8 protein-coding genes and 2 pseudogenes are annotated in these 12,227 nt (G+C 65.4%); all 10 read left to right on the forward strand.

What is annotated here, in order from left to right; genetic code table 11:
* Window positions 1-278: 278 nt before the first annotated feature.
* The 10 genes and pseudogenes from ACYX4P_RS09140 (at window position 279) to ACYX4P_RS09185 (ending at window position 12,210) form a co-directional block, all read left to right on the forward strand.
* Window positions 279-1,343: a LacI family DNA-binding transcriptional regulator gene (locus tag ACYX4P_RS09140; protein ID WP_248121032.1), complete on the forward strand. Its 1,065-nt coding sequence runs from the start codon at window positions 279-281 to the stop codon at window positions 1,341-1,343.
* A gap of 50 nt (window positions 1,344-1,393) precedes the next feature.
* Complete coding sequence (locus tag ACYX4P_RS09145) at window positions 1,394-2,986, forward strand: TonB-dependent receptor (protein WP_248121030.1); 1,593 nt, start codon at window positions 1,394-1,396, stop codon at window positions 2,984-2,986.
* Window positions 2,987-3,022: 36 nt separating this feature from the next.
* Window positions 3,023-4,402, forward strand: a complete 1,380-nt coding sequence (locus tag ACYX4P_RS09150; protein WP_292048537.1) for a TonB-dependent receptor domain-containing protein — start codon at window positions 3,023-3,025, stop codon at window positions 4,400-4,402.
* 74 nt (window positions 4,403-4,476) lie between these two features.
* Window positions 4,477-5,943 (forward strand): glucoamylase family protein, encoded by a 1,467-nt coding sequence (locus ACYX4P_RS09155; RefSeq protein ID WP_292048541.1) that lies wholly within the window; start codon window positions 4,477-4,479, stop codon window positions 5,941-5,943.
* Window positions 5,944-6,080: 137 nt separating this feature from the next.
* Window positions 6,081-6,745: pseudogene (locus ACYX4P_RS09160) on the forward strand (extracellular solute-binding protein); the annotation flags it as partial.
* Between the two features lie 100 nt (window positions 6,746-6,845).
* A pseudogene (locus ACYX4P_RS09165) lies at window positions 6,846-6,944 on the forward strand (hypothetical protein); the annotation flags it as partial.
* Window positions 6,945-6,995: 51 nt separating this feature from the next.
* Window positions 6,996-7,208 carry a hypothetical protein gene (locus tag ACYX4P_RS09170; protein WP_248121155.1) on the forward strand — a complete coding sequence of 71 codons (213 nt, stop codon included), beginning with the start codon at window positions 6,996-6,998 and terminating at the stop codon, window positions 7,206-7,208.
* Between the two features lie 17 nt (window positions 7,209-7,225).
* A complete protein-coding gene (locus ACYX4P_RS09175; protein ID WP_313441499.1) occupies window positions 7,226-8,143 on the forward strand; it encodes a carbohydrate ABC transporter permease in 918 nt (305 codons plus the stop codon).
* Window positions 8,140-8,955, forward strand: a complete 816-nt coding sequence (locus ACYX4P_RS09180) for a carbohydrate ABC transporter permease (protein ID WP_248121015.1) — start codon at window positions 8,140-8,142, stop codon at window positions 8,953-8,955. Before ACYX4P_RS09175 ends, ACYX4P_RS09180 begins: the two co-directional genes overlap by 4 nt.
* Window positions 8,956-9,000: 45 nt before the next feature.
* The gene (locus tag ACYX4P_RS09185; protein WP_248121013.1) at window positions 9,001-12,210 is read left to right on the forward strand and encodes a discoidin domain-containing protein; all 3,210 of its coding nucleotides are present in this window, start codon (window positions 9,001-9,003) and stop codon (window positions 12,208-12,210) included.
* The last annotated feature ends 17 nt before the right edge of the window (window positions 12,211-12,227 follow it).

The raw sequence follows: 12,227 nt of genomic DNA on the forward strand, positions 1-12,227 counted from the left end.
CGTCGTCGGCCGACGTCTGATGACCATCAACGGTGATCCGCCACGCCCGCGTCCGATTAGCCGCTGAAAGCACGAGATATTCTATAGCGAAGCGGCTTCATTGGACCTGTCGTCAATGGAGCCGGCAACGGCGCACGTGCCGAAAATTGACGGAAATGCGACCTTGCAACGCTTGCGGCGCACATTACTCCTGTGTCATGTAACCGCTTACATTCTGTATCGACGGAACTTCGATAAGGAGCCGGCACGATAGGATTCAGGGAGACGATCGATTGGACATGGCCGCACCAACCACCGCGTCTTCTGCGGGGCAGGAGGGTTTGCTTTCCGCCAAGGCCGCCACCATGCGCGACGTGGCCGAACGCGCCCAGGTGTCAGTCGCCTCCGTCTCTCGTGTGCTGAACGGCCTGGGCGTGACGTCGGATGCGACGCGACAGCGCGTGCTCGAGGCTGTGGAGCATCTGCGCTACGTCCCCCATTTCGGCGCGCGCAGCCTGTCGACCAGCAAGAACGACACCATCGGCGTCATCCTGCCCGATCTGTTCGGCGAGTTCTTCTCGGAGCTGATCCGGGGCATGGATTTAGCCGCGCGGGCGCACGGCAAACATCTGATCGTCTCCAGCTCTCATGACGGCGCAGAGGACACGCTGGCGGCTGTCCGTTCCATGCGCGGCCGCGTGGACGGGATGATCGTCCTGTCGCCCCATGTCGACGCCGCCAATCTGGCCAATGAGTTTGTCGGGCGTATGCCGGTCCTGCTGATGAACGCCGGCACGGCCGAGGCTGGTCGCGCCTCCATCGTCATCGACAATCACGGCGGGGCGGTCGCGGCGGTTCAGCATCTGCGCGCCACGGGCCGACGCCGCATCGCCCACATTCGCGGCGCCGCCGCCAACGTCGAGGCCGACACCCGGGCCGCCGGCTATGTCTCGGCCCTGACTGATCAGGCCCCGATCATCGTGGAAGGCGACTTCTCCCAGGCGTCGGGCCACCGCGCCGCGACGCAGCTTCTGGCCATGTCGCAAAGGCCTGACGCCGTCTTCGCCGCCAACGACATGATGGCGGTCGGCGCCCTTCTGGCCTTTCAGGAAGCCGGCGTGCGCTGCCCCGAGGATATCGCCGTCATCGGTTTCGACGACGTGCCCATCGCCGCCCTGGTGCGGCCCGCGCTGACCACCATGCGCGTCAACATCGCCGAAATCGGCCGCCGAGGCGTGGAGCGCCTGATCGGCCTGGTCCAGGCCGGCGAGGCCGCCGACACCAGCTGCGAAATCGTCCGACCGGTTTTGGTCGAGCGCCAATCCACCGCGGCGGTCCCGACCGCCAGGTTCAACAAGGGGTGAGGGACGTCATGCCGACGCCAACCGATCCCAAAAGAAGGGGAGAACTCAGGATGAACCAGTTCAACACACGCAACCTGGCCCTGGCCGCCGCCTCGGCCCTGGCCTTGAGCATGGCCGTGGCGGGAGGCGCGTCGGCTCAGAACGCGACCACCACGCTTCGGGGTTCTGTCTATGACGGCCAGACCGCCGAAGCCGGCGCTACCGTAGTCGCGACCGAAGTGTCGACCGGCTATGCGACCCGGTCGCGCGTCGGAGCCGACGGGCGTTACGTCCTGTCGGGCCTGCGTCCCGGCACTTACCGCGTCCAAGTCACCAGCGCTGACGGTCAGACTGCGGAACAGACCGTTACCCTGTCGTTGGGCCAGGTTGGAACGCTGAACCTGGATGTCGCCGGCGGCGCCGCTGCGACCGGCCAAGCCACGGCCGGCGCGACCGAGCTGGGCGACATCGTCGTCACCGGCCGCCGCATGTTCGAAGTCCGTACGCCGGAAGTCGCCACCAATGTGACGCAGCAGCAGATCAACAACCTACCGCAGATCAGCCGCAACTTCCTGAACTTCGCCGCCTTGGCGCCGGGCCTGCGCGTGACCGAAGACGACACCGAGCGGACGATTTCCGCCGGCGGCCAGACCGCCCAAGCCATCAACGTCTTCATCGACGGCCAGAACCGCAAGTCGCTGATCAACGACGGCGGTGTCGCCGGCCAGGACGACAGCCGTGGAACGCCATTCCCGCAGGGCGCGGTGCAGGAGTTCCGCGTCATCAGCCAGAACTTCAAGGCCGAGTATGAACAGGCCGGTTCGGCCATCATCACCGCCGTGACGCGGTCGGGCACCAACGAGTTCCACGGCGACGCCTTCGTCTTCTACCAGGACCCCGACTGGGTGGCGCAGGACGAGATCTCTCGTCGTCGCGGCGCCGAAAAGGCCCCGGTGCGCCGTTTGCAGTACGGCGCCAGCCTGGGCGGGCCGATCATCCAGGATCGCCTGCACTTCTTCGGCGCCTATGAGCGCAAGGACGAGGATCGCATCGCCCAGTCCTTCCTGAACCGCACGGAATACAACGACTTCTTCGCCGCCGACCTGGGCACGGTGTCCACGCCCTATGAGCAGGACGTCTTCTTCGGCAAGCTGTCGTGGCAGATCGACGACCGTCAGCGGCTGGAACTCAGCACGGAATACAAGACGGAAGAGGACATCCGCGGCGCCAGCGGCCAGAACGCCCCCAGCCGCGCCGCCCGCAACAATGGCGAGACCCAGGCCTTCAACCTGCGTCACCAGTTCCAGGGCCAGCATTTCCTGAACGAGTTCTCGATCGACTATCTGAAGTCGAGCTACGAGCAATCGGTCATCAACGGTTTGGACTATGGCCGCGAGTATGTGATCTTCCGTGACGACAGTGCGACCACGCCTGGATTCCAATATAACATCAATAACCGAGACTCGACGGTCTTTACGGCTGGCGGTCGGGCGGACGCCCAGTTCCTGCAGCAAAAAAGCACCACGATCCGAAACGATCTGACGATCCCAGATCTGGCCTGGATGGGCACCCACACGATCAAGATGGGTGCGAAATATTCCATGCAGAACTACTTCGTGCAGAAGGACTTCGGGAGGAATCCGACCTTCGTGTACGACATTTAAGCGCGTCCAGAGATCAACGGCAGCCGCACCATCCCGGTGGCGGTAAACCTGGGCGTCGCCGTGCCGCCAGCGGATGTCGATAATAACGTCATCGGCCTTTATATTCAGGACGATTGGCAGATCACAGACAAGCTGGAACTGAACCTCGGCATCCGCTGGGATTATGAGGACAATGCGGTCAACAACGATTACCGCACGCCGGATTCCATCCGCAACATGCTGGCGGCGATCCAGAACCTGCCGGGTTACGACTTCCCGTCCTACTTCAACCCTTCGGATTACATCTCGAACGGTGATCGCAAGGCGTTCAAGGGCGCCTTCCAGCCGCGCTTCGGCTTCTCGTATGATGTGTTCGGCGACGAGCAGACGGTGATCTTCGGCGGCGCCGGTCGCTACTACGACCGGATCGGCTTCAACTTCGCATTCGATGAGCGATTTAAGCCGTTCCAGTTCAACAAGACGATCTACTTCTCAAACACCGGCGGTCCGCGCGGCGGCCAGCAGACGATCGCCTGGGATCCGCGCTATCTGACGCCGGCTGGTCTTGACCCGCTGCTGGCCGCCAGCCCCGGCGCCGGCGAAGTGTTCCTGGTGAAGAACGATTTCGAGCCGCCGCGCACGGATCAGTTCAACATCGGCGTTCGTCAGAAGTTCGGTCGCTGGCAGACCGCGCTGACGCTGGCCGCCGGCCATACGGAGGGTGAATCGGCCTGGTATATCGCCAATGCGCTCAACGAGACGGGCGGGCGCTTCAACGGGCCGACCCCAGGTTCGGTCGGCTTCTCGCAGTTCCGCAACCTGATCTTCTTCCAAAACACGGATAAGGAACGCGATTACAAGGCGATCTATCTGACTGCTGACAAGCCGTATAACGCCGAGGATCGGTGGGGCTTCAACGTCGCCTACACCTATATGGATGCGACACAGAACGGCAGTCGCGACAATGGCTACGGCGCATTCGACTTCGATTACAACACCCCGGGTCAGTCGCCCAAATATCGGTCGTCTACGGACGAGCGTCACCGCATCGTAGCTTCCGGAACTCTGGGTCTGCCGGCCGACTTCCTGCTGTCGGGCATCGTCACTCTGGGATCGGGCTTGCCGTACAACATCAACGATTGTCCGAACGCCCCGGCCGGGGGTCCCAACATCTGCTGGAACGCGGGCAATCCTGAGAAGCGAGCCTTCTTCCCGGGCTTCAACTTCGCCTATCGCCAGGTCGATCTGCGTCTGACCAAGGGCTTCGATGTCTTTGGGGGGCAGCGGGTCGAGTTCATCGCCGACGCGATCAACATCTTCAACTTCACCAACTTCAAGTCGTTCGATACCGGCTTCAATAACGCGCGCTACGGCGCTGGAACCGAAGTCTATCTGCCGACCCGCAGCTTCCAGGTCGGCCTGCGCTACTCCTTCTAAACCCTGAGCCTGGGCCGTCTTTCGCTTGTCGGGAGGCGGTCTTTCTTTTTGATGCAGACCCAGTGAGCCTGCCCATGAATCGTCGAAACTTCCTGATGCGGACCACCACAGGCGCGGCGGCTCTGGCCGTTGGATTTCCGGTGATGGCGGCGGCGCAGCAGGCGGCGATTACCGGGGCGGTCAATGGGACGCAGAGGCGGCCGATGCGGCTGGATCAGGAGATCGAGGAGCTTCAGGAGCGGACCTTCCGCTGGTTCGAGAAGGTCACGGATCGACGCACGGGCCTGACGCCGGATCGCTGGCCCACGCCGTCCTTCTGTTCGGTGGCGGCGGTCGGGTTCGCCCTGACTTGCTGGCCAGTGGGCGTCGAGCGCGGTTGGATGAGCCGGGCGGAGGCGCGCGAGCGGACCCTTACGACCCTGCGGTTCTTCCATGACTTGCCGCAGGGGCCGGAAGCGACCGGCACGGCGGGCCACAAAGGGTTTTTCTATCATTTCCTGGACATGGAGACCGGGCTGCGGTTTGCTCAGAATGAGCTGTCAACGGTCGATACGGCCCTGCTGATCGGCGGCATGCTTTTCGCCGCCCGATACTTCGACGGCCGTCACGCCGACGAGGCGGAAATCCGGCAGAAGGCGCAAGCCATCTACGAACGGATCGAATGGCCGTGGGCCGTGATCCGTGACAACCGCATCACCATGGGTTGGCACCCCGAGAGCGGTTTCATCCCCTCGGACTGGCACGTCTATAACGAGGGGATGCTGGTGCTGCTGCTGGCCATCGGCAGCCCGACCCATCCGGTGTCGGTCAATGTCTGGCACGAATGGGCCGCCAGCTATGATGAAAGCTGGACCGACCGCTGGGGCAGCTGGCGCCTGAATTTCGCGCCCATCTTCGGGCACCAGTACAGCCATATGTTCATCGATTTCCGCGGCATTCAGGACGCTTGGATGCGGGGACAGTCGGCCCAGTTGGACGAACAACTGGATTATTTCGAGAACAGCCGCCGCGCCGTCTACGCCCAGCAGAAATACGCCCACGACAATCCGGGCGGCTGGGCCGGCTATTCGTCTGATGTCTGGGGGCTGACGGCCTGCGACGGGCCGGGCGACTTCAAACAGGTGATCAACGGCAAGGAACGCGAGTTCTTCAGCTATTCCGCGCGCGGTCCGGGCGAGCGGGACGACGGCACCATCGCGCCGACGGCGGCGGCTGGGTCCATCGCCTTCGCGCCCGAAATCGTCGTGCCCTGCGTCAAGGCGATGAAGCGTGCATACGGATCGGACATCTATACGGAGTGGGGTTTCCTCGACAGTTTCAACCCGACCCTGACGGTGCGCGACGGGCCGCTGCAACACGGCAAGATCGTGGACGGCGTGGGTTGGGTGGACGGCGACTATCTGGGCATCGACCAGGGGCCGATCGTCATCATGACCGAGAACCACAGGTCGGAGTTCGTCTGGCGTCATATGCGCGGCGAGCCCAATATCCGCCGTGCGCTCGACATCGCGGGCTTCACCGGCGGCTGGATGAACGGATGAGTCTGACGGCGCACAGGCGTGGCGCATTGGCCCTGATGGCGGGAGGGGCGGCTGCGGCTTGCACCCCGCGCCGTGACGGCGAGACCGTGCTGCGCTTCTGGGCCATGGGCAACGAGGGTGGGACCGTCGGGCAGTTGATGCCGGAGTTCGAGCGGCGCAATCCGGGCGTTCGGGTCTCGGTCCAGCCTCTGCCGTGGACGGCGGCGCACGAGAAGCTGCTGACCGCCTACGCCGGCGCCTCGCTGCCGGACGTCAGCCAGATCGGCAATACCTGGGTGGCGGAACTGACGGCCATCGGCGCCCTGTCTCCGACCCGCCCGAGGCGGCGAACCTGCTGACCGACCAGTTTCCTGCGGTGCTGGAGACAAACGAGATCGCCGGTCGGGCCATGACCACGCCCTGGTATGTCGACACGCGGCTGCTGTTCTATCGCAAGGATCTGCTGGCGCAGGCCGGTTTCGGGGCGCCGCCCGAGGACTGGGCCGAATGGAAGCGGGCCATGCACGCGATCAAGCGCGTGGCGGGCGGCGGCGCCTATGCGATTCTGTTGCCGCTGAACGAGTTCGAGCAACTGCTGACGTTCGGGCTTCAGATCAACGAGCCGCTGCTGAGGGATCGGGATACGCGCGGAAACTTCTCCAGCCCCGGCTTTGTTGCGGCCCTGGCCTTCTACCGCAGCCTGTTCGCCGAGGGGTTGGCGCCGCTGGCGTCGTCGACGCAGATTTCCAACGTCTGGACCGAGTTCGCCAGGGGCTATTTCAGCTTCTATTTTTCCGGGCCGTGGAGCGTGGGTGATTTCCGCAGCAAACTGCCGGCGTCGTTCCAGCCGAACTGGGCCACGGCGGGCGTGCCGGGACCAGACGCCCCGGGGAGCGTCGGCGCCGGGCGGATCCAGCCTGGCGGTGTTCAAGTCCTCGCCGCATCAGGACGCGGCCTGGGCTCTGGTCCGATACCTATCCGAACCGGCGGTGCAGGCCCGGTTCAACACCATCGTCGGCGACCTGCCGGCGCGCCAGAGCGCCTGGGACATCGCAGGCGTCGAACGTGATCCGATGCTGGCGCCGTTCCGGGGTCAGCTGGCGCGGGCCAAGGCCGTGCCCAAGGTGCCGGAATGGGAGCGTATCGTCACCGAGATGCAGATCGTCGCCGAACGGATGGTGCGCGGCGAATACAGCCCCGAGACCGCCGCCGCCGAGATCGACCGCCGCGCCGACCGGCTGCTGGAAAAGCGGCGCTGGATGATGGAACGGGGCAGGGCCGTATGACCGTCGTCGATCCGACAATGGCCAGATCGGGGACGAAGCCGACGCGGGGACGCGGCGCCCGCGAAAGGGCGGCCTGGGCCTTCGTCGCCCCAGCCATGCTCGCCATCGGGCTGTTCTTCGCCATTCCGGTGATCGCAGCCCTGCTGCTCAGCCTGACCGATTTCGACATCTACGCCCTGGCTAACCTGGACAATCTGCGTTTCGTCGGGCTGCAGAACTACGAGCGGCTGCTGACCAACTCCCTGTTCTGGGGCGCGATGAAGAACACCCTGACCTTCGCCGTTCTGGGCGTGCCTCTGTCCATCGCCGCGTCGCTGGCGGCGGCGGTGATCCTGAATGCGCGGGTGGTGAAGTGGCGGCCGATCTGGCGGGTCATGTTCTTCGCGCCGTATGTCACCACTCTGGTCGCGACGGCCGTGGTCTGGCGCTATCTGCTGCACACCCGGTACGGCGTCATCAATTGGGGGCTGGAGAGCATCGGCCTTGCCGCCGTGGACTGGCTGGGCGACCCCTCGACGTCGATCCCCGCCATCCTGATGTTCGTGGTCTGGAAGATCTTTGGCTACAATATGCTGATCTTCCTGGCGGTGCTTCAGACCGTGCCGGACGACCTGTATGAGGCCGCCCGCATCGACGGCGCCGGGCCGTGGAAGCAGTTCCGCCATGTGACCTTGCCGGCCATCGCGCCGACCATGCTGCTGGTCTCGATCATCTCGGTGGCCAGTTTCTTCCAGCTGTTCGCCGAACCCTATGTGATGACGCAGGGCGGCCCGGCTCAGAGCACGGTGACGGTGCTTTACTTCATGTACGAGGAGGGCTTCAAATGGTGGAACCTGGGATCCGCCAGCGCGGTGGCCTTCGTGCTGTTCCTGTGCATCCTGGCCCTCACCCTGGTCCAGTTGGCGGTCGCCAAACGGGTGGGGGCGTATCAATGAAAATCCGCGCGATCCTGCTGAACCTCGCCGTCGCCCTCATCGCCCTGATTGTCCTGTTCCCCTTGGTCTGGATGGTGTCGGTCAGCTTCATGGCGACGGGAGAGGCCGCCGTCTTCCCGCCGCCGCTGCTGCCGTCGCACTGGACGCTGGAGCATTATCGCGACCTGTTCCTGAACCAGGGCATGGGGCGGTACCTGTGGAACAGCTTCGCCCTGGCGACGATGGCGACCATTCTGGCCCTTGGGTTCACCGTCCCGGCTGGCTACGCCTTCGCCAAGTTGAAGTTCAAGGGGCGTGAGCGACTGTTCCAGTTCTTGGTCGCCGCCCTTGTGGTGCCGGCCCAGATCGGCACCTTGCCGCTGTTTTTGATGCTGAAGGGGATGGGCCTGGTTAACACCTACGCCGGGGCGCTGGCGCCCTGGCTGGCGTCCATCTTCGGCCTGTTCCTGGTGCGCCAGTACGCGCTGAGTATTCCCGACGAGATGTTGGAGGCCGCGCGGATCGACGGCGCCAGCGAGGGCCAGATCTTCCGCCGCGTGGTCCTGCCGACGCTGCAGCCGATCATCGTGACCCTGGGCCTGTTCGTCTTCCTGGGCAGCTGGAACGACTTCCTGTGGCCCCTGATCATCCTGACGGATCAGTCGAACTACACCCTGCCGGTCGCCCTGGCCTCATTGTCGCGCGAGCATGTGCAGGACATCGAATTGATGATGGCCGGGGCCGTGGTGACGGTCGCGCCGGTGCTCATCCTCTTCCTCGCCCTGCAACGCTACTACATCCGCGGCATGCTCGCGGGCAGCGTGAAGGGCTGAGCTTTCCCTGTCCCCACGGGGACGACGACAAGGAACAGGCCTCCCATGCGCCTTGCCGCCTCTCTGTTCGCCATCGCCGTAGCGATTTCCACACCCGCTTTCGCTCAGCAGACACGGGTTCTGGACCCGATGGAAGACGCCGCTGCGTGGAAGGCCGACGCCTCTACCGACGTGTCCTCGGCCGTGTCGTCGGTCGTCGGACATGACGGGCGGGCGGTTCGGCTGAGCTATGACTTCAATGGCAAGGCGGGCTACGCCTTCGCCGCGCGGGACCTGCCTTTCGACCTGCCCGACAATTACGAGATCAGCTTCTGGGTGCGCGGCGAGGGGCCGGCGAACACCTTCGAGGTCAAGTTCACCGATGCGGCGGCCGAGAACGTCTGGTGGAAGCAGACGGCCCGCCATGACTTCCCCGATGGCTGGTCGCGGTTTGTCATCAAGCGGCGTCAGGTGTCCAAGGCCTGGGGGCCGGGCCCCGAGACCGAACTGCGCCGCGCCGAGCGGGTCGAGTTCGTGGTCGTGGCGGCCGATGGCGGGCGGGGCTTTATCGACATCGACGAACTGTCGATCCGCGAACTGCCCGTCGACCCGGTCGTGCCGCCCCAGCCCATCGCCAGCGACGGCCGCTCGCCCTCCACCGCGTCGCGCGCCGTGGACAATGACATCAGGACCGCCTGGACCCTGCCGGTTGGCGAGGCGTCGGTCCTGACGCTGGACCTGGGCTATGAGCGTGAGTTTGGCGGTCTGACCCTGCGATGGGGCGAGCGGGGCGCGGCCGCCGACTATCGCATTTCGGCCTCCCTGGACGGACGCGACTGGCGCGAACTGGCGACCGTGGCGGGCGGCGACGGCGGCGTCGACTGGCTGAGGACGCCCGAGGCGACGGCGCGCTGGCTGAGGCTGAAGCCGCTGCGGCCCGTTCCCGCGTCGGACGTGGTGGGTTCGTCCGGCGCGGGACAGAGGCTGGGCGCGGCGCCGGCGACGACCTATGTGTTGAATGAGATCGAGGTCGAGCCCCTGGCCTTCGGCGCCGACCCCACGGTCTTCGTCGAGGCGGTGGCCAAGCAGAACCGGCGCGGCCTCTATCCGCGCGGCTTCTCGGGCGAACAATCCTATTGGACCCTGGTCGGGGTCGATGGGGGCGGGGAAAGCGGCCTGATCGGCGAGGACGGCGCCATCGAACTGCGCCGCGCCGGCCCCAGCATCGAGCCCTTCGTGGTGGACAACGGACGGCTGATCACATGGGCCGACGTCAATGTCGAACAGGGACTGAAGGACGGCGACCTGCCGATCCCGTCCGTGACCTGGACCACCGACGACTGGACGCTGAAGATCACCAGCTTCGCAGACGGGTCGGCCGATCAGGCGCAGCTTTGGGGGCGTTACGACCTGACCAACACCTCCAGCCGGCCGCGCACCTTGACCCTGGCCCTGACCGCGCGGCCGATGCAGGTGAATGCGCCGCGCCAGTTCCTGGCCATTCCCGGCGGCGTGAGCCCGGTGGAAAAAATCGCCTGGGACGGCGCGCAACTGAGCTTGAACGATACGGTGCGGGTGCAGCCGCTGGCGACGCCCGATCATGTGGCGCTGGCCACCTTTGATGCGGGCAGCGACCCGCAGTCCCTGGTCCTGCCGTCCGTGCAACGACCGGCGGGCGATCCCGCGACCACGACGGACGCTGTCGGCCTCGCCGCGGGCGCCTTGACCTATGAGGTGACGTTGCAGCCTGGCGAGAGGCGAACGGTCGGTTGGGTTTCGCAACTGTCGGGAGAAACGTTGGCGCCCGAGCCGATGGGACAGGCGTCTGCGGTTCTAGATACGGTCGAGGCGCGGTTGGCCGCCGAGTGGCGAGAGAAGCTGGACCGGGTCGAACTGACCCTGCCGCCGGCCGCCCAGCGGATCGAGGACGCGCTGAAATCCTCCCTCGCTCATATGCTGATGTCGCGCCAGGGGCCGATCCTGCAGCCGGGCACCCGCAGCTATAACCGCTCGTGGATCCGCGACGGGGCGATGATGGCCGAGGGACTGAACCGGCTGGGCATGGCCGAACATTCGGCCGACTATCTGCGCTGGTACGCCCCCTATGTGTTCGAGAACGGCAAGGTGCCCTGCTGCGTCGATGCACGCGGCGCCGACCCTGTGCCGGAGAACGACAGCCACGGCGAGTTCGTCTTCCTGGCCGCCGAGACCTATCGGTACACCAAGGACGAGGCTCTGTTGCGCCAGGTCTGGCCGCAAGTGCAGAAGGCCATCGCCTATATGGACGACCTGCGCGCCTCGACCCGGACGGCGGCCTTCCAGGCGCCGGATCAGCGGCATCTGTATGGCCTGTTGCCGCCCACGATCAGCCACGAGGGCTATTCGGACAAGGCGGCCTATTCCTACTGGGACGATTTCTGGGGCCTGCTGGGTTACAAGGACGCGGTCTTCATCGCCGAGACCCTGGGCGATGCGGCCGCCGCCGTCCGCTATGCGGCGGCGCGAGATGAGTTCGCCGCCGACATCCGGGCGTCAATTACGGCGACGGCGGCGCATCATGGCATAGACTGGATCGCGGGGGCGGCGGATCGCGGGGATTTCGACGCCACCTCGACCACCATCGCCCTGTCGCCGGCGGGCGAGCAGGATAATCTGCCGCCCGAACTGATGGCGCGAACCTTTGATCGCTATTGGGAAAACTTCCAGAATCGGCGGAGCAATCGCACGGCGTGGAAGGACTACACCCCCTATGAATGGCGGCTGGTCGGCGCCTTCGTGCGGCTGGGCCAGAAGGAGCGGGCGCTTGAGGTGCTGGACTTCCTGATGGCCGACCGCCGGCCCGAGGCCTGGAACGGCTGGGCCGAGGTGGTCGGGCGCGAGAAGCGCGAGCCGCGCTTCATCGGCGATATGCCGCATGCCTGGATCAGTTCGGACTATATCCGCTCGGCGTTGGACCTGTTCGCCTATGAACGGGACCGCGATCACGCCCTGGTGCTGGCCGCGGGTGTGCCCGAGGCGTGGCTGGACACCAGGCAGGGCGTCGGCGTTAAGGGCCTGCGCACCGCCTATGGGCCGCTGACCTATGCCTATCGCAAGGAACGGCGCGGGTATGTGTTGACCCTGGGCGGAGAAGCGACGCCGCCGGGCGGCTTCGTGCTGCGATGGTCGGCGGGGCAGGGGCGGCCGGAACGGGTGCGGATCGACGGCCGCGAGACGACGTGGACGGGCGAGGAGTTGGCGATTCCGACCGGGGCGCGGCGGGTGGAGTTGCGCTGACGAAAACTCTCCCTTCT

The sequence above is a fragment of the Brevundimonas sp. ABV4_179 genome (genome assembly GCF_056311945.1).